This is a genomic window from Shewanella phaeophyticola (genome assembly GCF_025398315.1).
Classification (GTDB): Bacteria; Pseudomonadota; Gammaproteobacteria; order Enterobacterales; family Shewanellaceae; genus Shewanella; species Shewanella phaeophyticola.
Genome location: NZ_JAODOQ010000001.1, coordinates 4323352 through 4347861, shown reverse-complemented (window position 1 = coordinate 4347861; position 24510 = coordinate 4323352). Strand labels below are relative to the sequence as shown.

Annotated in this window: 18 protein-coding genes, 1 tRNA gene, 3 rRNA genes and 3 pseudogenes; 8 read left to right on the top strand and 17 right to left on the bottom strand. The window is 43.2% G+C overall.

What is annotated here, in order from left to right:
• Nucleotides 1-60 precede the first annotated feature (60 nt).
• Nucleotides 61-924, bottom strand: a complete 864-nt coding sequence (locus N4T56_RS20215) for an alpha/beta hydrolase family protein (protein ID WP_261734443.1) — start codon at nt 922-924, stop codon at nt 61-63.
• Between the two features lie 272 nt (nt 925-1196).
• On the opposite strand from N4T56_RS20215, the gene N4T56_RS20210 reads away from it, so the two are divergent.
• On the top strand, nt 1197-2225 hold the full coding sequence (locus tag N4T56_RS20210) for a cation diffusion facilitator family transporter (protein ID WP_261734442.1): 1029 nt from the start codon (nt 1197-1199) through the stop codon (nt 2223-2225).
• A gap of 7 nt (nt 2226-2232) precedes the next feature.
• Nucleotides 2233-2641: pseudogene (locus N4T56_RS20205) on the top strand (MarR family winged helix-turn-helix transcriptional regulator).
• Nucleotides 2642-2674: 33 nt separating this feature from the next.
• Here N4T56_RS20205 and N4T56_RS20200 read toward each other — a convergent pair.
• From N4T56_RS20200 to N4T56_RS20180, 6 genes and pseudogenes are all read right to left on the bottom strand, one after another.
• Complete coding sequence (locus N4T56_RS20200; protein ID WP_261734441.1) at nt 2675-3898, bottom strand: MFS transporter; 1224 nt, start codon at nt 3896-3898, stop codon at nt 2675-2677.
• A 116-nt stretch (nt 3899-4014) separates the two neighbouring features.
• The gene (locus N4T56_RS20195) at nt 4015-4383 is read right to left on the bottom strand and encodes a cytochrome c3 family protein (protein ID WP_261734440.1); all 369 of its coding nucleotides are present in this window, start codon (nt 4381-4383) and stop codon (nt 4015-4017) included.
• Between the two features lie 14 nt (nt 4384-4397).
• Nucleotides 4398-5906, bottom strand: coding sequence for a flavocytochrome c (locus N4T56_RS20190; RefSeq protein ID WP_261734439.1), 1509 nt, complete (start codon nt 5904-5906; stop codon nt 4398-4400).
• Nucleotides 5907-5929: 23 nt separating this feature from the next.
• A complete protein-coding gene (locus N4T56_RS20185) occupies nt 5930-6052 on the bottom strand; it encodes a hypothetical protein (RefSeq protein WP_261734438.1) in 123 nt (40 codons plus the stop codon).
• Between the two features lie 21 nt (nt 6053-6073).
• Nucleotides 6074-6253: pseudogene (locus tag N4T56_RS22885) on the bottom strand (hypothetical protein); the annotation flags it as partial.
• Nucleotides 6235-6921 carry a hypothetical protein gene (locus N4T56_RS20180; RefSeq protein WP_261734437.1) on the bottom strand — a complete coding sequence of 229 codons (687 nt, stop codon included), beginning with the start codon at nt 6919-6921 and terminating at the stop codon, nt 6235-6237. The gene N4T56_RS20180 and the pseudogene N4T56_RS22885, both read right to left, overlap by 19 nt.
• Nucleotides 6922-7471: 550 nt before the next feature.
• Between N4T56_RS20180 and N4T56_RS20175 the strand changes: the two genes are divergently transcribed.
• Nucleotides 7472-8227: a TetR/AcrR family transcriptional regulator gene (locus N4T56_RS20175; protein ID WP_261734436.1), complete on the top strand. Its 756-nt coding sequence runs from the start codon at nt 7472-7474 to the stop codon at nt 8225-8227.
• A 223-nt stretch (nt 8228-8450) separates the two neighbouring features.
• On the opposite strand, the gene N4T56_RS20170 is transcribed toward N4T56_RS20175, so the two are convergent.
• From N4T56_RS20170 to N4T56_RS20155, 4 genes and pseudogenes are all read right to left on the bottom strand, one after another.
• Complete coding sequence (locus N4T56_RS20170) at nt 8451-9632, bottom strand: BaiN/RdsA family NAD(P)/FAD-dependent oxidoreductase (RefSeq protein WP_261734435.1); 1182 nt, start codon at nt 9630-9632, stop codon at nt 8451-8453.
• Between the two features lie 117 nt (nt 9633-9749).
• Nucleotides 9750-10767, bottom strand: a pseudogene (gene gpsA / locus N4T56_RS20165) (NAD(P)H-dependent glycerol-3-phosphate dehydrogenase).
• A 3-nt stretch (nt 10768-10770) separates the two neighbouring features.
• Nucleotides 10771-11244, bottom strand: coding sequence for a protein-export chaperone SecB (secB, locus tag N4T56_RS20160; protein ID WP_188922756.1), 474 nt, complete (start codon nt 11242-11244; stop codon nt 10771-10773).
• Between the two features lie 201 nt (nt 11245-11445).
• Nucleotides 11446-11880, bottom strand: a complete 435-nt coding sequence (locus N4T56_RS20155) for a rhodanese-like domain-containing protein (protein ID WP_261734434.1) — start codon at nt 11878-11880, stop codon at nt 11446-11448.
• Nucleotides 11881-12119: 239 nt separating this feature from the next.
• On the opposite strand from N4T56_RS20155, the gene gpmM reads away from it, so the two are divergent.
• The 3 genes from gpmM to N4T56_RS20140 all read left to right on the top strand — a co-directional run bounded on the left by gpmM (nt 12120) and on the right by N4T56_RS20140 (nt 15684).
• Entirely contained in the window at nt 12120-13661 is a 1542-nt protein-coding gene (gene gpmM, locus N4T56_RS20150; RefSeq protein WP_261734433.1) for a 2,3-bisphosphoglycerate-independent phosphoglycerate mutase, read from the top strand.
• Nucleotides 13662-13671: 10 nt separating this feature from the next.
• Nucleotides 13672-14805, top strand: coding sequence for a murein hydrolase activator EnvC family protein (locus tag N4T56_RS20145; protein WP_261734432.1), 1134 nt, complete (start codon nt 13672-13674; stop codon nt 14803-14805).
• Nucleotides 14806-14925: 120 nt separating this feature from the next.
• Complete coding sequence (locus N4T56_RS20140) at nt 14926-15684, top strand: divergent polysaccharide deacetylase family protein (RefSeq protein WP_261734431.1); 759 nt, start codon at nt 14926-14928, stop codon at nt 15682-15684.
• Here N4T56_RS20140 and N4T56_RS20135 read toward each other — a convergent pair.
• Together N4T56_RS20135 and N4T56_RS20130 are read right to left on the bottom strand one after the other, a co-directional pair.
• Nucleotides 15659-16114, bottom strand: a complete 456-nt coding sequence (locus tag N4T56_RS20135) for an Rrf2 family transcriptional regulator (protein WP_261734430.1) — start codon at nt 16112-16114, stop codon at nt 15659-15661. The two genes, N4T56_RS20140 and N4T56_RS20135, sit on opposite strands and share 26 nt — an antisense overlap.
• A gap of 35 nt (nt 16115-16149) precedes the next feature.
• Nucleotides 16150-16401, bottom strand: a complete 252-nt coding sequence (locus tag N4T56_RS20130) for a YkgJ family cysteine cluster protein (protein ID WP_261734429.1) — start codon at nt 16399-16401, stop codon at nt 16150-16152.
• Between the two features lie 243 nt (nt 16402-16644).
• Between N4T56_RS20130 and rihA the strand changes: the two genes are divergently transcribed.
• Together rihA and rbsK are read left to right on the top strand one after the other, a co-directional pair.
• Entirely contained in the window at nt 16645-17577 is a 933-nt protein-coding gene (gene rihA / locus N4T56_RS20125) for a pyrimidine-specific ribonucleoside hydrolase RihA (RefSeq protein ID WP_261734428.1), read from the top strand.
• A gap of 49 nt (nt 17578-17626) precedes the next feature.
• Entirely contained in the window at nt 17627-18538 is a 912-nt protein-coding gene (gene rbsK / locus N4T56_RS20120; RefSeq protein ID WP_261734427.1) for a ribokinase, read from the top strand.
• Nucleotides 18539-18921: 383 nt separating this feature from the next.
• Here the strand turns inward: rbsK and N4T56_RS20115 are convergent.
• The 4 genes from N4T56_RS20115 to N4T56_RS20100 all read right to left on the bottom strand — a co-directional run bounded on the left by N4T56_RS20115 (nt 18922) and on the right by N4T56_RS20100 (nt 24203).
• Nucleotides 18922-18998, bottom strand: a tRNA-Asp gene (locus tag N4T56_RS20115).
• Nucleotides 18999-19102: 104 nt separating this feature from the next.
• Nucleotides 19103-19218: ribosomal RNA gene (rrf, locus tag N4T56_RS20110) — 5S ribosomal RNA — on the bottom strand.
• 129 nt (nt 19219-19347) lie between these two features.
• A 23S ribosomal RNA gene (locus tag N4T56_RS20105) occupies nt 19348-22243 on the bottom strand.
• Nucleotides 22244-22658: 415 nt separating this feature from the next.
• Nucleotides 22659-24203 (bottom strand): 16S ribosomal RNA (locus N4T56_RS20100).
• Together the 16S, 23S and 5S rRNA genes with 1 tRNA gene alongside form the textbook arrangement of a ribosomal RNA operon.
• Nucleotides 24204-24510: the final 307 nt, after the last annotated feature.

The following is a 24510-nucleotide window of genomic DNA, read 5'->3' as shown; positions in this document are numbered from 1 at the left end:
ACAAAAAAAGCCCATCCAAAGGAATGAATAGGCTTAATGTCTTAATAGCTGTGCTAAAGGTTAATGTTTGTCTAGCCAATTCAAGGCTAGAGGCCATAAAGTTTGCGATTTGCTGCTAAAAAACTTCATGTGGCCAATTTCAGTTAAACCGTGTTCACTGGGTGTAAGGGTGAGTGTTTGGCCGTTCAATTTTGGAAACACCGACATCATGTCTGCTACATTCATATTATTAGCAATGTCGTCATCTACCGCGTTTACCCACAACGATGGCAATGTGAGTTGATCATAACAATGCTGGGTGATTGTTTTACCAAATGCCGTTTTAACGTAGCCTTGACCGTTGCACCATAACTGCCACTGCCTAGCGACTGTTTTAGGTAATGGTTGCCCCATACCAACCCACTGCGACTTAGTATGACCAAACAGTCCATTGCTTAACGGGATAAAAAAGTTCATAAAAAAGTGCGCTTGTAACTGATACAACAACCTCATATTACGTAGCTGACCCGATGAGCAGGCAACATTAAACATTGAGCTAATGTCTATCGCATTTGGCATTAAGCCGATTAACTGGCCGCCTGCACTGTGGCTCACTAAATGATATTTAATTTTCGGAAATGTCGTCTTTAGATGCTCAAGCACGGCAGGCATGTCTTTTTCACCCCAGCATTGCAACGATGCAGTATTGTGTTTAATCGAACCATGTAACGAACCGCCAATGCCGCGATTATCAAAAGTGATCACCCCATAACCATTATTAGCGAGATAAGTGGCAAAATTAGCGTAAAACTGTCTTTTAATCCCCGTGGCAGGCGCCATCATCACCGCCCCTTTTAACGAGGTGGTAGGCATGTAAATACTGGCGGCCAGTTGTACGCCATCACCGCAAGTTATTATTGTATCCGTTACATTTGGGTTGCTCATTGGCTGCCTCATCATCCTAATCGTAACTCAGTATTACCTAAAATATCTTTATACGGCAAGCTTGATTCACTATAGCTTTTAAAGGGTTATCACTGCGTTCATAAAAATTGGGTTCATTTTTATGCCCAAATAGCCACAATAGTTAGCGGCACTTTTACCCGCTAAACACTGAATAGATTTATTGCGACAGTCATAAAATCAACCGCCAACCATTTACTTTGACAATCAAATAACATAAAGTCCAAATAACTTGATAATCAAACAAATAAATTATGACCAACTTTGCCGATAAATATGTCCACCAGCATAACTTCACCTCAGTGAATGCACAAAACGAACGCCGAACATGGTATGTACTCGTGATCACTATTATTACTATGATTATCGAAGTGACTGCCGGTACGATTTATGGCTCTATGGCGTTACTTGCCGATGGTTGGCACATGGGCACCCATGCAGCGGCATTTTGTATCACGCTATTTACTTATCACTATGCAAGAAAACACGCCAATAGCGACAGATTCTCTTTTGGTGTGGGCAAGGTTGGCGTACTTGGTGGATACACTAGTGCGATTGGTTTGGGTATTGTTGCACTCATTATGTTGGTTGAGTCAGTACATAGATTACTGTCGCCGGTTGATATCCAATTTAACCAATCCATTATGGTCGCAATTATCGGTTTAGTGGTTAACGTGGCGAGCATGTTTATTCTTGGTCATGAACATCACCACCATGGCCATGATGATCACGACCACCACCATGATCATGCTCACCATCACGATGACGACCATGGGCACGCTCACCATTTACACAGCCACCATGATCATGTTCACCACGAAGATGACGGCCATACACACGATCATGATCATAGCCATCATGGACACAGCGACCATAATCTCAAAGCAGCCTATTTTCACGTGCTCGCTGACGCACTCACCTCTGTGTTAGCTATTGGTGCGCTTTTAGTGGGTAAGTATCTTGGCTGGTATTGGCTAGATCCTGTTATGGGGATCGTGGGTGCCGTGGTTATCACGAAATGGGCTTTAGGCTTAATGAAACAAACGAGCCCAATTTTGTTAGATGAAAGCATCGACAAGCATTATCAAGCAGATATTATTAACGCTCTTGAAAATGAGCAAACCAAAGTGACCGACATTCACATTTGGAGAATAAGCGCAGATCACTATTCGGCCGCCATCGCAATTTGCACCACAAGCGACACGAATGCTGAAACATTTAAACAATCACTGAGTAAGTTTGGTAAGCTAAACCACTTAACAATTGAAGTGAATTACGCCTGAGGCTCTTATGCATTCTTTGAATAACCTGATCATCGAATTTTACGACAAACTGTCTTCTTGGGAGCAGTCTGTCGTTAAAGATACCGGTTACTCGTTAGCACAGGTGCATACCATTGAGGTATTGGGCTCGCACGGCCACAATGCGAATGAAAGAGTTAGCCGATAGGTTGGGCATTACCACCGGCACACTAACCGTGCAGGTAGAAAAGTTAGTGCAATTTGGTCTTATCGCCCGCACTCCGCACGAAGTCGACCGCCGCTCAATATTGGTCGAATTAACCAGTGAAGGCACCGCGCTGCACAAGCACCACAACCGCATGCATTTACAACTAACACAAGACATCACCCGTCATATAGACCCAGAGTCAATCAAAGTGCTCACCCAAAGCTTTGAAAAAATGAACCGCGAGTTTTGAAATGAGTGATAAAAAACTATATACAATTAAACGTTACCGAGTGCGCGTAATGCTTTTAGTTTTCCACCCCGTTTCCGTCAAAAATACAGTAAAAATAACAAATATTATTGGAGCGATACATAATACTAACAAGGCAAATTCTATACCGTAGTGTTCGCTAAGGTAACCTGATAGTACCGCTCCGATAGCCCCTCCAAATCCAACCAAAGAGAAAATAAAACCTGTAGCCATAGAAACAGCCCTAGGAGACATACCTGTTTTATAGAGCATAGTTAACGCTATAGGTACAAAGTTATATGCTGCATACCCGCAGATAAAAGAGCAGGAAGATAGTATCGTAATGTTGTCGGACAGCATCAGGCCGAAATAAGAGCATGGCAGCACTATCCCTGAAGCAATAATTAATGGTTTATCATAACCTAACACTTGAGCTATTAATGGTGAAGCTAAACACGCTATAGCAGATCCTATTGGCATAAAACCAAGAATAATACCTGCTTCTGATATTGAAAAGTTTAAGCTTTCAACGGCGTAGCTAGCCCAAAATGTATATATCGCAATCCAGGTTAGAGATGTCGCAGGCCAAGCTAAAGCGAGCAGCCACGTGTTTCTATAGGCTAGAGCTTCTTTCAATGGTTGGAGCATTGGAACTTTTATATAACTGCCTGATAAAGAACTGTCACGCTCTTTAGCAACAAACAACCAAACAAACGCAAGTAAAAGGACAAAGTAGCCCATTGATAGCATCGCATCACGCCAGCCAGCGATCATTGCTAGGAATATAGGAAAACCAGCAGTTCCAAGTAGCTGCCCAATGGGGCTTGTAAACACTTCGATCCCGTTAACCATTCCCATTTTTTCTTTTGGAATCCACTGTATTTTGAAAACGACCAACACTGAAACAATTCCTGCAGCAACTCCCATGACCAAAAGCCGCCCCAAAAAAAGCATGTACGTATTTGTTGCATAACCTTGAAAAAGCATACCAAGACCTGAAAGGACAAAAATGCAAAACAACACTGTCTTTGGCCTTCCTTTGCTAATGCAGCAGATGATTGGAATAGTTAATAACCCCTTTCCAACCCAAGCTATCGCACTTAAATAACCAGCCATTTGAAGATCAAATCCAATATCAGATCTCATATCGGGCAAAATCACACCGAATGCAAAATTAGCTAAATTTGAAATTGAAAAAGTTAACCATGCAACCGATAGAATAGACCAGCCTCTAACAGGTATTTCAGACTTTGTTTTCATAGTGCAATACATCTCTTAAATATGAATCAAGTCTGACAGAAAAAGGCATAGCGATATATGAGCGCTACGCCAATTTAAGCTATGAAAGCTTTGAAAGCTTTGAAAATAGATTGAAGTTACATTTCTTCAAACCAAGTACGATGACACTCGGAACAAACAGGTTTTTTTGTTTGATGTTCCGCATGACAAGCAATGCAACTAGCACCTTGATTATAGTGTACACTTTCATGTGGGTTAGCCGATGACATCTTTAATTGTGATACGTCAATTTCGATGTCATTAATGCTTCCGTGGCAGTCTTTGCAAGCACTGTCATCCACATATTCTCGAGCTGAACCCACATGACAACCATTACAACCACTTTCATATAAAGCTTCGTGGTTAACCCGACCTTTTATTCCGTTCTTTATATCGACCAAATCCCCAGCATTTGCATAGCCAACCATAATAAAAACAACGCTGATAATAAAAATTATTTTTTTCATTGTGCTATCTCCTCTTATGCGTCTGCTTTAATTGTATTAGGGATGATAAATCCCATAGCCAAGCCTTCAAGGCAAGCACATGAACTCAAACGAGCATGACCATGAACGCCACCAGTAACTTCACCTGCAGCATAAAGTTTTTTCATTGGTGCTAAAGTACTAGAATTGATAACTCGACCATCCAAATCCGTTTTCAACCCTCCCATGCAATAATGCACCTTTGGCCAAACTCTTGAGACGACAAAAGGTCCTTCTAACTTAACAGCTGAATCCATTTTACGATTAAAGTCAGGATCTTTTTGGTTAATAACATATTGATTCCATTCTTCAACAGTGGATCGTAACTGCTTCAACGGAACATTAAACTTATCAGCTAACTGCTCCAGCGATTCCATTTCCCATGCCATCTCATCACGTACAGCACGGGTTACACGGTCGTCACCTAAGTGATCGTTTTTATTGAAAAACACTAGAGGATAAGCAGGAGAACCATCTTTATGACGACAAGCCATTATGGCCGCTGAACAAGTTAATCTATCTGCTCGCTCATCCATAATACGTTTACCGGTAGTTGGGTTAACGGCAATTCCTTTGTGCCAACCAATAGATAAGAGTGCATTCGACCATCCAAACCCACCTTCATCAGGAGACCCCCAGTGTCCGGTTTGGATCATATTCATATGAACAGGTAAAGCACCATGGTTCATAGCAGTCAGAGTCGCTTCACCCGTTGCACCAAGTTGATTAGTGCAATCTAATGTTGGATCCAAAGAAGGATCAACGATGAATCGCAGTTTCATATTGCGAGCAAAGCCACCAGATGCTAGTACTACCCCTTTACGCGCACGAATCCTCACCAGATGACCTGTGTCTTCATTAGGGAATCGGTAGCCCTTTCGAACGACTACGCCTAAAATCTCATCACCGTCCATAATGAAATCTTCTACTTTGTGCTGTAGACGGTAATCAACACCTTCACGAACGCCAGCTTCGTAAAGCTTAGTAGTAATGCCACCACCTGTACCAGCCTCTAGTCGAATAGCACGAGCTTTGTTGTGTCCACCTACCTGAATATTGAAATCTTTTTTAAACTTCACACCTGCTTCAATACACATGTTATAAGCCGGGAGCGCCTTCTCAGCTATTCGAGTTAGCATAGCTTCATTGCCCATACCTCTAGCAGCGATCATTTGATCTTTTACTAGTTCAGCTGGACTGTCATCAGTGATACCTTGAGCAAGTTGAATTGGATTACGCGGTACGGCAAACCAACCACCATTAATTGCAGAGTTGCCTCCAATGACTTGCATTTTTTCTAACACTGTAACCTTAATACCTGCACGGTTTGCATTTACAGCAACTGATTGACCAGTAAACCCAGACCCAATAATAAGTAAATCAACCTCTTCATCCCACTTAGTCGAACTTAGAGTATTCGCATGAGCTGGCAAAATAGTCGCCATTCCAGTTGCAACAGCAGCTAAACCTGCACTTTTCTTTAAAAAGGATCGTCTATCGTTCATAGTGTATTCCCTTATCGTTAATACTAAAATTTGAAAATTCCACCGATTGCGACATTATCATCACTTTCGGCAAATCGATTATCAGAAAATTCAACATAATCAATGGTGTCTTCGGTGTAGTCGGCAGCTTCAATATATAAAGTCAACTGCTTCCCGTAGTGATATTTGACACTGGCAATGATTAAGCCAAGGTCATCAAAATCGCTCTCAAATGTTTTGTGCTGATAACTAACACTAAATTCAACTTTTCCACGACTGTATATAGCGGCGCCAATATATGTGTTTTCTGCACCATTAAAACTATTGTCGGTGACCTCTGTTGTCGCAGCTAATTTAAGGTTACCGATGCTATAATCGGCTCCGAAAGAAAAACGGTTATAAACTTGATCAGTCCCTTCTGGTCCACATTTTCATCAAAACGCTGGTAATTAAGAACTGCATTGAAGTTATCGTGGGAATATAATAAGCGGGCAACTAAAGCATCATCACTAGATTCGCTGGCTTCGTTGTAAGTGACAATCCCACCTTTGAATTGCCACTTACCTAAATTGGTTGACCATTCTGGAGACACATAGAAAAGAACATTGTCTGTATATTTACCTTGCTCATACAGCATCTTATTCTTGCCTGATGGATCATTATTATTATTGGCATGTATATCAATTCGACCGTAGACATTTGCATAGCTACCGGAAGAGCCTTTACCTACATAAATCCCCCCATATTCAGTATTGAAATACAAACTAGCGTTACGTACTTCTATATCATCAAAGTTATCGCTATATTGAGCAGATAAGTTGTAGTACGTTGTTATTTCGTCGACTTTATATACACCTTTCGCACCTAAATTAACCTGCTTGGCTTCAGCGTTAAAAGTGCTGCTCGCACCAGATTGCCAAATACCTTGCCCTTGAAAATCTCCGTAAACATCTAACGAAGCCGGTGATTCTGCCGCAAATACGGTAGATACCATAACAACGGACAAACTCACCACACCACAAGAAACTCTAAACATTTCACTCTCCTTAAGGTTTTTAATATCTAACCCGTTCCGAAACTAAATAAACAAAATAATGGTTCGTTATGTATAAGTGGCTTAAAAAATTTTAAGGAAACTAGATTTCACTGCTTTTTAGTCTTAAATCTAAATTCAAACATCTTTTAATAAACGAGCATTAATAGTTCATATAAGAAGAAAGGGTTGATTTCTTAGTGGATGTAATATTACCAAGGCTGGTTTTACGTAACTTTGGAGGCAAGCGAGAATATTCTTTTCCAAAACATATATAAATATGAAAAATACCCCATTAAATTCTATAAAAATTTAAACTGAAGCTTTAGTTTATAAAGACTAATCACATCTAAATAAAAATTATTGAGCTGGAGCTTACGATCAACATCGAGAATAACTTTTCACTAGATGCACTAGAAAAAATTTAATAACGGGGGATATACTCATAAAAAATCTGATTAAAAGAAGACCACGTCACAACACATATACTTTTCGACTGTTATGATGATAATCAGTGACTCTACTTTTTTAGTCAACGAATGAGTACACATATATGCATTGTCCACAAAATGAATGCCAATTAGCTCGCAGCAACAACATACTGAATGCAACTGAAAGATTAATTGAAGATCAGGGAATCGTATCATTCAGGTTATCACAGATTATTCAAGAATCTGGATGTGCTAACGCGAGTTTTTATAAATTATTTGAAAGTAAAGAGGACTTAATTGTCTGCTGCTTTTTGCGCAATGCTACAAGCAACCACTTCCAAGAATTCATTGATGTCACACCTAATTTGTCTAGTTTAGATAAAGTTTTATTACCGATCATATTTACGTTCGAAACACTTTACTTTTCACCCGTATTTAATATTGTTAGACAAGTTGCCGTAAATCGCTTGGTCTGGGAACTAGCAAGCTCAGAAAAAAGTAAAATTATAGAACATAGGGTTAATCTCTATTGGCAATGGATTCATAAGTTTATTGAAGATGCGGTTTCAGGAAATGAATTAATAGCAACTGAACTTGAGATTAACGAATTGACACAAGGAATAACATTCTATCTTTCCGGAGCACTTAATGCATTTCAATCTCAGCTTATTCAAGGGAGTTACCTACAAGAGACACGTTTAACGATGTTTCGTCATTTACAGTTGCTATTCGAACGTTATAACTGGATAACACCTCTAACATTTAATCAATTTGAGCGTATAGGTATGAAAGTTCACCTTTATTATCAAGGTATTAAAGAAGACATTAACAGCTGTCAACGTTGTCTACGTCAAAAAAAATCAAATATAGTTTATTGATTATTAATATATTCATAGTTAGCGAACCTGTCGTTTTAAACTAAATAAAAACCTCAAAAAACAAGACTATACTATGGAATAATAATAAAACAATCGGGTTTATTAGGTTTAGATTGTAAACACTTTTAATTTAGATAAAAGATAAGATTTACTACCGCAATATACAAACTAAGCCAATATGCTTTCTTAAAAGAACCTTCGTTCTAATTTAATCAAAATACAACTAAACAGCCAGCCCTGCTGCAACGCCAGATGACCAAGCCCATTGAAAATTAAACCCGCCTAGCCAACCACTTACGTCCATTACCTCACCAATAAAATAAAGCCCTGATACGTTTTTAGCTTCCATGGTTTTAGACGATAGCTCGTTGGTATCAACGCCACCGAGGGTGACTTCTGCGGTGCGATAACCTTCGGTGCCATTCATGATAATTGACCAGTTATTTAAACTTGCAGCGAGTTGTTCACGCTCGCCGTGGCCGAGTTGGTTTAAGGCTTTATCTAATTGTGTTTCTTCAAATAAGGCTTCAACTAAACGTTTTGGCAACCAATGACTTAGGGTGTTGCGAAGGCTTTGTTTAGGGTGGTTTTTAAGCGCAAGTTCAATTTTTTCTAGCGCATTTTCACCTGGGAGTAGATTGATTGAAATGGCTTCACCAGCTTGCCAATAGTTTGAAATTTGCAGTACTGCTGGGCCAGATAAACCGCGATGGGTAAACAATAATGCTTCGCTAAATTGCGTGCCATCTTGTGCGGTGATAGTTGCAGGCACAGCGATACCCGATAATGCTTCAAACCGCACCTTTTGATCAGCATGCCAAGTAAAAGGCACTAAACCGGCACTGGTCGGTAATACGGTTAAACCAAATTGCTCTGCGAGTTTATAACCATAAGGCGTGGCACCAAGTTTAGGCATGGATAAACCGCCTGTCGCCACCACTAAAGATTGGCAGCTTAGCTCGCCATTACTGGTGGTTAACAAAAAGCCGTTGTTGGTTTTATTAACTGACAAAATCTCTGTACGCAGCTTAATCTTAACCCCTGCCCACTCACATTCGGTCATTAACATGGTAACGATATCTTTGGCTGAATCGTTACAAAATAGCTGACCATGATCGCGTTCATGATATTCAATACCATGGCGTTCAACGAGCTCAATAAAGTCGCTTGAGCGATAACGTGCTAGCGCCGATTTAACAAAATGCGGATTGCCGCAAATAAACTGGTGTGGTTCGACTTTTTGATTGGTGAAGTTACAACGCCCACCACCGCTGATCAAAATTTTGCGACCAGCCTGTTTGGCGTTGTCTAGCACTAATACATCACGACCTCGATAGCCCGCAGTTACAGCACACATTAATCCTGCCGCGCCGGCGCCGATGATGATTACGTCATGATGTTTCACGCTTTACTCCACACAAATTAAGTGACTCAATTATCTTTAAGCATAAATGCAAAAAAGGATGCTATTTTAGCATCCTTTTTGATATCTACTCACGGTTAACTTAACCGTTCTGCTGCGCTATTTTTTGAGTGTCTCTGACTTTTTATCACGACTGAGTAGCTCTTTTGCTGCTTCAACGGGTGCTTTACCTTGGTATAGCACTTGATAGATTTGCTCTGTGATGGGCATTTCTACCCCGAGACGCTTGGCTAAAGTGAACACTTCTTTAGTGTTACGATACCCTTCTACCACTTGGCCAATTTCTTCTTGCGCGGTGTTCACGTCTTTGCCTTGACCTAAAGCCAAACCAAATCGGCGATTACGCGACTGGTTGTCGGTACATGTCAGTACCAAGTCACCTAAACCGGCCATACCAATAAAGGTTGAGGCATCAGCGCCTAGCGCTTCACCTAAGCGGCTCAACTCAACAAGTCCACGGGTAATCAATGCCGTACGCGCATTGGCACCAAAGCCAATACCGTCTGACATACCGGCACCAATGGCAATGACGTTTTTAACCGCGCCGCCTAACTGTAAACCAGTAAAATCGTCGTTAGCATAAACACGTAAACGTTTTGGACTGTGGAGTAATTCTACTAGGTCGTGGGTAAACTGAGGACAAGTACCTGCAACCGAAATGGCAGTAGGTAAGCCCGCAGCTAATTCTTTAGCAAAAGTCGACTCAGACAATACCGCTAATGGGTATTGCTCACCTAACTGTTCACGTGCAACGTCTTGCAATAGACGACCTGTTTCAGGCTCTAGCCCTTTGGTAGCTACACACAATGCGTGCATCTTTACGCAATAACGGTTTAGCTTGTTTAAGCACATCACCAAATACATGGCTTGGCACTACCACTAAAATATTTTTACTGGCGGCAAGTGCTTTACCTAAATCGGGTTCAATTACTAAACAATCCGGAAACTGAATACCCGGTAAAAACCGTTGGTTACAACGATTGTCAGCTAACACTTGCATGCTGTTAGGATCATGTCCCCAAAGCAAAGTCTTATGACCGTTGCTCGCCAAAGAAATAGCAAGGGCGGTGCCATAAGACCCCGCCCCTAATACCGTAATTTCGGCAGTGTTACTCATAAATTATGCTGTTGCTTCTTCAGTTGCAGCAGCTTGACGCTGTTGAACATACTGAGCGAATAGCGCGTCAAAGTTAACTGGTGCTAGGTTTAATTGTGGGAATGTACCACGACCCACTAAGTTACCGACTAATTCACGTGCGTATGGGAACAATACGTTAGGGCAGTATGCACCTAAAGAATGAGCAAGTTGTGGTTCAGTTAAACCAGAGATAGAGAAGATACCGGCTTGTTGAACTTCACATAAGAATGCGGTTTCTTCGCCATTTTTAGCGGTAACAGTAAGAGATAAAATCACTTCGAATGTGTCGTCAGTCAGTTTGTTGCTGCGAGTGTCTAGGTCTAGCTTGACTTCTGGGTTCCATTCTTTTTGGAAAACAGCTGGGCTGTTTGGCGTTTCAAAAGACAAATCCTTTGTATAAATACGCTGAATGTTAAATTGTGGTGCTTGTGCTTCGTTGTTTGCGACTTCAGCCATAATGTCCTACCTATGTGTTATTTAGCTTTTCTTTGCAGCTAATTGTGTTGGGCTTTCGCAACTAATAATCAATCGATTGATCTATCGTTAGTGCTGTCCCGTAAAGTTGATTTTGCTAAAATAATTTCAACAAAATCTTGTTGATAAACAGTGTTAGCGCATTCCCAATTCGTTAACACTGTTGTCTATTTAGTCGCGTAATTAACGCTTACTTTTAACTACGGGTAAATTTGCACCCTGCCATTCGCCCATGCCACCTTTAAGGTTAAACACGTTTTCAAAACCTTGTTTAGTAAGGAGTTGAGCCGCTTGTGACGATGTCATACCTGAGTTACATACAAGTATAATGGGGCTAGTTTTAAATTTTTCAAGGCTTGAGACTTGATTATTTTTAATTTCAGACAAGGTCACATTTAATGCATCAACAATGTGGCCTTTCTTAAATTCTTCTTTACCGCGTACATCGACAACTTTTGCATCTTGCTTGTTAACCATTATGGTTAATTCTTGATGGCTGACGTTTTTAACTTTAGATGTACCCGATTTAATGACGCTAACAACAAGCGCCACAAATAGGCCTACCCACGCTAAACTTAACATTGGGTTAGCTTTAAAAAATTCCATGTACTCTTGCATAATTACTGATTTCTCTGACAATGGCTAAGATGAGATGCCACCGAGTATATCGTTTTGCTAGGTAGTTTTCATTAGTGAAACACCTAAATAACGCGTTTATTCGTGGCCGCACCACTTTAATCATTGCTTTAGTTATATCTTCAAACCTATATGCCTTTTGCGCGCAATCGATAAGTAGTAATATTCATACAATTGAAATTTTATAGCACTTCTATTTTTAACTTAAAAGGTACTTGCAAATGACCCAAAAACGTCCTTTAGCATTACTTATCCTCGATGGCTGGGGTTACAGTGAAGATCCGCAAGACAATGCGGTTTTCCATGCAAACACCCCTGTGTTAGATAAGCTAAATGCGCAATATCCTCACAGCTTAATTTCAGGTTCTGGTATCGATGTTGGTTTACCAGACGGTCAAATGGGTAACTCTGAAGTTGGCCATATCAATATCGGTTCAGGCCGTATTGTTTATCAAGAACTGACCCGTGTCAGCAAAGCGATTGCTGACCATGAGTTTGAAAAAAACCAAGCGCTTTGTGAAGCGGTAGACAAGGCTATAGCAGCCAATGGGGCGGTTCACATCATGGGGCTATTGTCTCCTGGTGGCGTACACAGCCACGAAGAGCACATTGAAGCCATGTGCCGTATGGCTGTTGAGCGTGGCGCAACTAAAGTGTATTTACATGCATTTTTAGATGGTCGCGACACACCGCCACGCAGTGCCCAAAATAGCTTAGTGCATTTTGATAAACTGTTTGCATCATTAGGCCATGGACGCACGGCATCAATCATTGGCCGTTACTTTGCGATGGATCGAGATAACCGCTGGGATAGAGTGTCTCAAGCCTACGAATTAATCAGTGAAGGCAAAAGCAAGTTTAGTTACAGCAGTGCCCCTGAAGCCTTAGAAGCGGCTTATGCTCGTGACGAAAACGATGAATTTGTCGCGGCATCGACCATTACTGATGACCAAGGTCAAGTCGCTGAATTAAACGACAACGATGCACTTATTTTTATGAATTTCCGTGCCGACCGCGCCCGTCAAATTACCCGCTGTTTCGTCAACCCTGACTTTGATGGTTTTGTTCGTAATAAAACCCCAAAAGTCAATTTTGTGATGCTAACTGAGTACGCTGCCGACATTAACGCAGCAGTGGCTTATCCGTCAGAAGACCTAGTGAATACCCTTGGTGAAACCCTGCAAAACCAGGGTAAAACTCAGCTACGTATTTCTGAAACAGAAAAGTACGCTCACGTGACGTTCTTTTTTAACGGTGGCAAAGAGCAACCATTTAAAGGCGAAGATCGGATTTTAATCCAATCACCTAAAGTGGCTACATATGATTTACAGCCTGAAATGAGCTCAACAGAGCTGACCGACAAGCTCGTTGCCGCAATTGAATCAAGCAAATACGATGTGATTATTTGTAACTATCCTAATGGCGATATGGTTGGTCATACGGGTAATTTTGATGCTGCGGTTAAAGCCTGTGAAGCTGTTGATGCTTGTATTGGTCGTGTCGTTGAAGCATTAGCTAAAGTTGATGGCGAATGCTTGATTACAGCTGATCATGGTAATGCCGAAAAAATGAAAGATCCTTCTAATGGACAAGCATTTACTGCGCACACCAGTAACTTGGTACCGTTCGTTTATGTTGGTCGTGATGCCACAATAAAAGATGGTGGACGCTTGAGCGATATCGCGCCAACTATGTTAACCTTAATGAGTCAAAGCATCCCGGAAGAAATGAGCGGGCACTGTATTATTGACCTTAAAGAGTAAACATTAACTCGTGATAACTCGTTTATTTGTTAAAGCCAGCATAATTGCTGGCTTTCTAATCCTTTCATTTATGGCAAACAGTGCTGATTTGGCTTCTCGTCAATCGGCATTAAAATCTATTCAATCGCAAATAAACCAACAACAAAACTCACTTAAAGATACCGCTAAACAACGCGAAAAGCTGATTAATTTATTAAAAAGTGACGAGCAAGCCATTGCCAAAGCAGCTCAAAAAGTGAATCAATCTCAAGCCTCACTATCAGCGGTCAATGCTAAATTACGCGAATTGGACAAGCAACAGATCGAACTCGCCAGCCTCAAAAGTAGTCAGCAAAAAACATTATCAAAACAACTATCTAGTGCCTACCTTGCCGGTAATCATGACTACACCAAAATGATGCTTAATCAGCAAAACCCAGCCACTGTTGAGCGCATGCTTGCGTATTATCAATTTTTAAATAACGCCCGCATTAAAGCAATTAAACAGTTAAAGCAAACCAGCATTGATTTAGATAAAGTGAAGCAACAACAAGTAACTTCGCAGCAAAAACTCAATGCATTAGTGCTTGAACAAAAAAAGCAGGCACAGCTGTTATCTAAAGAACAAGATCAACGAAAGCAAACCCTCACTCAATTACAGCGTACCTTATCGAGTAAAGGTGCAGAGCTCGAGCAGTTACAAATTGAAGAGGCCAGTTTAAAGCGCATTATTCAGCAAGCCATGGTAACCGCTCAAGCTAATCCAACAATGGACGGCTTAGCCAATCAACGGGGTAAGTTGAAATGGCCAACTAAAGGCCGTATGAACAAACGCTTTGGCAGTAGCCGTTCAGGGCAAATAGTCTGGAAAGGTAGCGTTTTGTCGGCACCTGAAGGGCAAAATATTCATGCTGTGGCGTCTGGCAAAGTCATTTATGCCGACTGGCTACGAGGCTTTGGTATGGTGTTGGTGATAGATCATGGTAAGGGTTACATGAGCCTTTATGGTCACGCACAAACATTATTAAAGCAACCTGGCGATATGGTCAAAAGTGGCGACTCAATTGCTTTAGTGGGTAGCTCTGGTGGGCAAAGCGAACCCGGACTGTACTTTGAAATCCGTAATAAAGGTAAAGCGGTCGATCCTGCTTATTATTGTCGCTAATGATACTGTTCACGACGTTTTCGTCTAAATAGCGCTGTATCAAGCCTATCAAATATGCCTATAATCGGTTTGTTAGCATGATATTAACAACAATACCTCTTAAAAAGATAAGCTAAACTTGTGCGAATTCTATTAATTTTCTTCATTTACTTATGCGGTTTATTACCCGCAAATGCTGCCAAACTAGCCATTATCATCGACGATATTGGTTATAGACTCACTGACGAAGCAGCATTAACACTGCCTGCCAATATTACCTTGTCAGTATTACCTCATACCCCACTCGGCCAAAAACTGGCTAATGATGGCCATGAAAAAGGCCACGAAATCATGTTGCATCTGCCCATGCAGGCATTAAACGGTAAAGCCTTAGGCCATGGCGGATTAACTAACGACATGAGCGAAACCCAAATAAAACAACAGTTACAAGCCGCCTTTAAAAGTATCCCTTTTGCCAAAGGGGCAAATAACCATATGGGTAGCCTGTTAACCCAAATGGACGACCCCATGCTTTGGGTTATGCAGAGCTTAAAGCAGCAACAATTGTTTTTTGTCGACAGTGTGACAACCAAATACACTAAGGCGAGCGATACCGCTAATCAACTTGGGGTTCCGTTGTTAAGAAGGCATGTATTTTTAGATAATGACGTGAGTCAGCGAGGGTTAGAGAAACAATTTAACCAGATAATTGAGCGAACTAAACAGCAAGGTAAATTAGTGGCTATTGCCCATCCTTATCCTGAAACGATTCAGTTTTTACGAGCAAACCTAACCCGTTTAGAAGCCAACGGCATTGTGTTAGTTCAAACATCGCAGTTATTTGATGACATCAACATTGCCACCACAAGTCAGGCTAATCCAACTGCAACACTGAAATAGATAAATCAGGTAAAGACGCTAATAGGTCGTCTTTGTTGGTCACGATATCAGCTAAAGTATACTGATCTAATATGGCTAAATACGCCGCAACCGCTTGCGCTAAAACCCCCCTCAGTTTACAAACCGGGGTAAAACGACAATAAGGAGATTCACAATCAATGGGGGCAAGTGAATGCTCTAGGTCACGCACTAACTGGCCTAAGTTGAGCTCACTAGCCGTTTTAGCCAATTTAAATCCACCACTTTTACCGCGTATTGTTTGTAAGTAACCCAATCGCCCCAATTGATGAACAATTTTAGCGACATGATTAGACGACAAGTCGAATACACTCGTTACCTCTGCAATGCGAAACAAGTTTTCGCGCTCTGGTTGCACAGCAAGGTACATTAAAATACGAATACCAAAGTCTGTATATCGAGTCAGTTGCATAATCTAAAGTATCCAAAGTAAATATTTGCCGCAGATTAACATGTTGAAGACTCTAAATCAGTGATCAACCATAAAGCTTGCTCATTTGTTGTGCCGCAAACATCAATATTGGCAGTAAATTCAGCACACACATCTGGTCGTTCAGGCAGACCAAAAATCTTACATAAATTGTCGTCATTTAGCTGCGCACAACGCACACCCGCTGGTTTACCATTTGGCATACCAGGGATCGGGCTCGTGATTGAAGGCGCAATGCAGCAAGCACCACAACCTAAACGACAATCCATAACTTACTCCGCGGGTTATAACAGCTTATTATATTTAAAAACAGCATCATAGAAACACGTTTAATTACATTATTCATCAAATCAATAATTGAAACGGCAACCCAACTAAGGCAAATTAGCTGCGATGCTTTTTTAGTCCCCATTATATCGGCGTATATCAGATCACATTTTCAGTTATTAAGCATTAAATCGACCTCCGTCATAATGGTACATTATCCCTCTTATTGAATAAGGAAATCACCTATGAAACGTCCTGTCATTCTCGATTGTGATCCTGGCCATGATGATGCCATCTCACTCATTTTAGCATTAAGTTCAGACAAGCTTGATGTCCTTGCAGTAACAACCAGTGCGGGTAATCAAACACCAGATAAAACATTAAACAATGCCTTACGCGTGCTTACCTTATTAGGCCGACATGATATACCCGTGGCCGCCGGTGCACCTAAACCTTTAGCGCGCGAATTAATTATTGCAGATAACGTCCACGGTGAAACGGGTCTTGATGAGCCTAAACTACCTGATCCTGCATTTAATCCAGTCAGCCAAACAGCAATTGAATTAATGGCTGAAAAAGTCAAAAATTGCCCTAAACCTGTAACCCTTGTTCCAACAGGCACTTTAACCAATATTGCACTGTTTTTAGCAACACACCCAGAGCTGCATCATAATATTGATAGCATCGTACTGATGGGTGGTGCGGCTGGTGTTGGCAACTGGATCCCTGCAGCTGAATTCAATATTTTTGTCGACCCAGAAGCGGCTGACATGGTGTTTAAATCAGGCATTCCAATCGTGATGTGTGGACTTGATGTTACTCATGAAGCACAGATTATGGATGAAGACATAGAACGTATAAGAGCCATTAGCAACCCTGTTGCTCAATGTGTTGCCGAGCTGCTCGACTTCTTTATGATTTATCACCGTGATCCTAAATGGGGCTTTACTGGCGCACCACTGCATGACCCGTGCACCATTGCCTGGCTGCTGAATCCATCATTATTTACCACTGTAGATTGTTGGGTTGGCGTTGAAACAAAAGGTGAGCACACTCAAGGAATGACGGTTGTAGACCGATATCAACTAACTGGAAATCCGCACAATACCAAAGTCTTGTTTGATATAAACCGTCAAGGGTTTGTCGACTTTATCGTAGACCGCCTAAACGATTACTAACCCCAAAATGTCATGTAGGTTGATATCTACATGACAATAAAGGAAAAGCATGAGCACTTTATTAGTAGTCGGTAGCGCCAATGCCGATCATGTCCTGACTTTTGATGTTCTTCCCAAAGCCGGAGAAACCTTAATTAGCCAAAAATATCGCCTTGAACTCGGTGGTAAAGGCGCAAATCAAGCTGTCGCGGCTGCTCGCTTACGAAATGCAAAGCAGACTATCAGTTTTATAACAGCACTCGGTGATGACGGTAACGCGGCCATGATGCGTAATGCTTGGGCTGCTGATGGTATCGAACTTGAAGGATGCTACCAAATCGCGGATCAAAGTACTGGGACTGCGATGATTTTTGTTAATCAACAAGGTGAAAATAGCATTGGTGTAGTTCCCGGTGCTAATGCCTACCTATCGGCAGTGCATTTTCAACAACAGCAAGCTAAGTTTGCTCAAGCAAATTACATGCTAATCCAACTAGAAACGTCGTTAGAAAGTGTTAAAGCAGCATTACAACTTGCAAGACAACATCAATGCATCAGCCTACTCAACCCTGCGCCAGCAGCTATGTTAAGTAAAGAAATACTTAGCTTAGTCGACATTATCACACCAAATGAAACAGAAGCATTTGCATTAACGGGCGTAGAGGTCAGCGATCAATTAAGTGCCTCAAAAGCTGCTGATTATTTTCATCAACAAGGTATCAATAAAGTTGTTATCACCCTAGGTAGCAAAGGTGCTTATGTTAGTGAACAAGGTAAAGGAAAGCTGATACCAGCACCAATAGTTAATGCTATCGATACTGTCGCGGCGGGAGATACATTTAATGGTGCACTGATGGTGGCATTAGATGAAGGTAAAAGTCTGCAAGAAGCGGTAACTTTTGCTAATAAAGCCTCATCAATTGCGGTTACTCGTCATGGAGCACAAAGTAGTATTCCATACCGAGATCAGCTGAATAATTGATATCAAGTTCTCTACAACGAAGAGCCTCGCCTATGACGAGGCTTTTTTGTCATTACTTAAGCTGATACAAGTAGTCGCGGGAGGTGAAGTATGACAAACCGCCTGCGATACATATATAGTGCAGCAAACTACATTTCCACGTAGATTGGGTTTTAAAATTTTAATACGAAAAAGGCCTTTGCATTACTGCAAAGGCCTTCATCTAAAGTTGGCGGAGCGGACGGGACTCGAACCCGCGACCCCCGGCGTGACAGGCCGGTATCTCTAATAAAAAACCTTAACCAACTAAACTACCAACTGAACTACCGCTCTATCTTTAGTCTTTCGCCCGTGTTAAATACGAAAAAGGCCTTTGCATTGCTGCAAAGGCCTTCATCTAAAGTTGGCGGAGCGGACGGGACTCGAACCCGCGACCCCCGGCGTGACAGGCCGGTATTCTAACCAACTGAACTACCGCTCCTTTAGCAAGTTGCTTACGCAGGATGCTAAATGCTTTTTAAGTCGCTAGTGTGTCATCACTAGGAGACTTGCTCTTTCGAGCATCTCATATCGAGGTAATTAGGCGTCTGGAAATGACCTACTCTCACATGGGGAGACCCCACACTACCATCGGCGATACTGTGTTTCACTTCTGAGTTCGGAATGGGATCAGGTGGAATCACAGCTCTATGGTTTCCAGACAAAATTGTTTATTTAACGCCTTGGCATTAAATAATAATTCGGAAAGCTAATTTTATTGAGTATTCTCACACCATTTAAGTGCTCTATTCTAATACTAAGTTCGTATCAGTAAAACCCATCTGGGTTGTATGGTTAAGCCTCACGGGTCATTAGTACAAGTTAGCTCAACGCCTCACAACGCTTACACACCTTGCCTATCAACGTAGTAGTCTCCTACGGCCTTTAGAGAGCTTAAAGCTCTAGGGATGACTCATCTTAGGGCTCGCTTCCCGCTTAGATGCTTTCAGCGGTTATCGATCCCGAACGTAGCTACCGGGCAATGCTATTGGCATAACAACCCGAACACCAGCGGTTCGTCCACTCCGGTCACTCTCGTACTAGGAGCAGCCCCCTTCAATCATCCAACGCCCACGGCAGATAGGGATACGAACTGTCTCACGACGTTCTGAACCCAGCTCGCGTACCACTTTAAATGGCGAACAGCCATACCCTTGGGACCGACTTCAGCCCCAGGATGTGATGAGCCGACATCGAGGTGCCAAACACCGCCGTCGATATGAACTCTTGGGCGGTATCAGCCTGTTATCCCCGGAGTACCTTTTATCCGTTGAGCGATGGCTCTTCCATTCAGAACCACCGGATCACTATGACCTACTTTCGTACCTGCTCGACGTGTATGTCTCGCAGTTAAGCTGGCTTATGCCATTGCACTAACCGTACGATGTCCGACCGTACTTAGCCAACCTTCGTGCTCCTCCGTTACTCTTTGGGAGGAGACCGCCCCAGTCAAACTACCCACCAGGCACTGTCCCGAACCCCGATAAGGGGCCGCGGTTAGAACATCAAAACTACAAGGGTGGTATTTCAAGATTGACTCCACACAAACTAGCGTTCATGCTTCAAAGTCTCCCACCTATCCTACACATGTAGGTTCAATGTTCAGTGCCAAGCTATAGTAAAGGTTCACGGGGTCTTTCCGTCTAGCCGCGGGTATACGGCATCTTCACCGCAATTTCAACTTCACTGAGTCTCGGCTGGAGACAGCGTGGCCATCATTACGCCATTCGTGCAGGTCGGAACTTACCCGACAAGGAATTTCGCTACCTTAGGATCGTTATAGTTACGGCCGCCGTTTACCGGGGCTTCGATCATGAGCTTCTCCTTACGGATAACCCAATCAATTAACCTTCCGGCACCGGGCAGGCGTCATACCGTATACGTCATCTTGCGATTTTGCACAGTACTGTGTTTTTGATAAACAGTTGCAGCCACCTGGTATCTGCGACTCCCAACAGCTTAGAGAGCAAGTCTCATCACCGTCAGGAGCGTACCTTCTCCCGAAGTTACGGTACCATTTTGCCTAGTTCCTTCAGCCGAGTTCTCTCAAGCGCCTTGGTATTCTCTACCCGACCACCTGTGTCGGTTTGGGGTACGATTTCTACTAACCTGAAGCTTAGAAGATTTTCCTGGAAGCATGGCATCAACTACTTCATCACCTTAGTGACTCGTCATCAGCTCTCGGCCTTAAGATTTCCCGGATTTGCCTAAGAAATCAGCCTACCACCTTAAACGCGGACTACCAACGCCGCGCTAGCCTAGCCTTCTCCGTCTCTCCATCGCAGTTAGCAGAAGTACAGAAATATTAATCTGTTTCCCATCGATTACGCCTTTCGGCCTCACCTTAGGGGTCGACTCACCCTGCCCCGATTAACGTTGGACAGGAACCCTTGGTCTTTCGGCGAGGGAGTTTTTCACTCCCTTTATCGTTACTCATGTCAGCATTCGCACTTCTGATACGTCCAGTGTGGGTTACCCCTTCACCTTCAACCGCTTACAGAACGCTCCTCTACCGCGCATCTCTAATGAAATGCACCCGTAGCTTCGGTGGTATGTTTAGCCCCGTTACATCTTCCGCGCAGGCCGACTCGACTAGTGAGCTATTACGCTTTCTTTAAATGATGGCTGCTTCTAAGCCAACATCCTAGCTGTCTAAGCCTTCCCACATCGTTTCCCACTTAACATACACTTTGGGACCTTAGCTGACGGTCTGGGTTGTTTCCCTTTTGACGACGGACGTTAGCACCCGCCGTCTGTCTCCCGTATAGCACTCATTGGTATTCGGAGTTTGCAAAGGGTTGGTAAGTCGGGATGACCCCCTAGCCTTAACAGTGCTCTACCCCCAATGGTGTTCGTACGAGGCGCTACCTAAATAGCTTTCGAGGAGAACCAGATATCTCCCGGTTTGATTGGCCTTTCACCCCCAGCCACAAGTCATCCGCTCATTTTTCAACATAAGTCGGTTCGATCCTCCAGTTGATGTTACTCAACCTTCAACCTGCCCATGGCTAGATCACCGGGTTTCGGGTCTACACCTTGCAACTAAACGCGCAGTTAACACTCGGTTTCCCTACGGCTCCGCTATTCGCTTAACCTCGCTACAAAATGTAAGTCGCTGACCCATTATACAAAAGGTACGCAGTCACGGTCTCAAGAACCGCTCCCACTGCTTGTACGTATACGGTTTCAGGTTCTATTTCACTCCCCTCACAGGGGTTCTTTTCGCCTTTCCCTCACGGTACTGGTTCACTATCGGTCAGTCAGGAGTATTTAGCCTTGGAGGATGGTCCCCCATATTCAAACAGGATGTCACGTGTCCCGCCTTACTCGTTTTCATCAATGGTTAGTTTTCGTGTACGGGGCTATCACCCTGTGCCGCTGTGCTTTCCAACACATTCCACTAACACCCCACTGACTTAAGGGCTAATCCCCGTTCGCTCGCCGCTACTAGGGGAATCTCGGTTGATTTCTTTTCCTCCGGGTACTTAGATGTTTCAGTTCCCCGGGTTTGCCTCTACACACTATGTATTCATGTGCAGATACTCACTTATGTGAGTGGGTTTCCCCATTCGGACATCGTTAGCTCAAATGCTTGTTACTAGCTCGCCAACGCTTTTCGCAAGTTACTACGTCCTTCATCGCCTCTGACTGCCAAGGCATCCACCGTATACGCTTGGTCACTTAACCATACAACCCAAATGAGTTTCACTTATGTGAACTCTGGGTCATATCATGACCAGCTGGTTTTTACTTTGATAATTCATGCACTTTCGCACACGAAATCGCCTTAGTTTTTAGAATATTCAAGACACTTAAACAGTGTTTTGAGAACTCAAGTGTTAATGCTTTCGCATTAACGTTTTTCGCACTAACCTAATCACACAAACAACAACGAATCGTCATTTATGCGCCTTTTAGTTAGTACTATCAGCTTTCCAAATTGTTAAAGAACAATGCTTACCGGCTCGCGGGGCATTTTCGCTCTACTTCCGAAGAAGTTAACAAGCAATCTGTGTGAACACTCAAGCACATGGATGTGCCGTGTGCAATAAACGCACGGATGCAGTTTATTGCCTACCAAGTATCGAGCTAGTCGTATAGGTAAGGAGGTGATCCAGCCCCAGGTTCCCCTAGGGCTACCTTGTTACGACTTCACCCCAGTCATGAACCACAAAGTGGTGAGCGTTCTCCCGAAGGTTAAACTACCCACTTCTTTTGCAGCCCACTCCCATGGTGTGACGGGCGGTGTGTACAAGGCTCGGGAACGTATTCACCGTAGCATTCTGATCTACGATTACTAGCGATTCCGACTTCATGGAGTCGAGTTGCAGACTCCAATCCGGACTACGACGTACTTTGTGAGATTAGCTCCACCTCGCGGCTTTGCAACCCTCTGTATACGCCATTGTAGCACGTGTGTAGCCCTACTCGTAAGAGCCATGATGACTTGACGTCGTCCCCACCTTCCTCCGGTTTATCACCGGCAGTCTCCCTAGAGTTCCCACCATTACGTGCTGGCAAATAAGGATAGGGGTTGCGCTCGTTGCGGGACTTAACCCAACATTTCACAACACGAGCTGACGACAGCCATGCAGCACCTGTCTTAGAGTTCCCGAAGGCACACCAGAATCTCTTCCGGCTTCTCTAGATGTCAAGAGTAGGTAAGGTTCTTCGCGTTGCATCGAATTAAACCACATGCTCCACCGCTTGTGCGGGCCCCCGTCAATTCATTTGAGTTTTAACCTTGCGGCCGTACTCCCCAGGCGGTCTACTTAATGCGTTAGCTTGAGAGCCCAGTGCTCAAGGCACCAAACTCCGAGTAGACATCGTTTACGGCGTGGACTACCAGGGTATCTAATCCTGTTTGCTCCCCACGCTTTCGTGCATGAGCGTCAGTCTTTGTCCAGGGGACCGCCTTCGCCACCGGTATTCCTCCAGATCTCTACGCATTTCACCGCTACACCTGGAATTCTACCCCCCTCTACAAGACTCTAGTTCGCCAGTTCCAAATGCAATTCCCAGGTTGAGCCCGGGGATTTCACATCTGGCTTAACAAACCGCCTGCGCACGCTTTACGCCCAGTAATTCCGATTAACGCTCGAATCCTCCGTATTACCGCGGCTGCTGGCACGGAGTTAGCCGGTCCTTCTTCTGTAAGTAACGTCACAGCTAACGAGTATTAATCGTTAACCTTTCCTCCTTACTGAAAGTGCTTTACAACCCGAAGGCCTTCTTCACACACGCGGCATGGCTGCATCAGGGTTTCCCCCATTGTGCAATATTCCCCACTGCTGCCTCCCGTAGGAGTCTGGTGCCGTGTCTCAGTCCCAGTGTGGCTGATCATCCTCTCAGAACAGCTAGGGATCGTCGCCTTGGTGAGCCATTACCTCACCAACTAGCTAATCCCACCTAGGTTCATCCAATCGCGAAAGGCTCGAAGGTCCCTCCTTTCCCCCGTAGGGCGTATGCGGTATTAGCAGTCGTTTCCAACTGTTATCCCCCTCGACTGGGCAGATCCCTAGGCATTACTCACCCGTCCGCCGCTCGTCAGCAAAGTAAGCAAGCTTACTTTCTGTTACCGCTCGACTTGCATGTGTTAGGCCTGCCGCCAGCGTTCAATCTGAGCCATGATCAAACTCTTCAATTAAAGTTTTTTCGAGACAAAGTCTCGGCTCAATGAATTCTGATTGCTTATCTCACCGAAGTGAAACAAGTCTTTTGTACATATTGCTATGAACATTCATCATTCTCACTTAAGAGAAAAACATTGAGTTTAAATTTTTTGATTGCCTACATTCCGAAGAACAAGAAGACAATTTCGAATAACTCAATACCTGTGAATGTCCACACAGATTTCTTGTTTTGATTGTTAAAGAGCGTTGATGCCTTATTTCATGCACCGCCGTTAGACGCTAGGTCGTTGGCTTGGGAGGCGTATTTTACGCTTTCCCGTG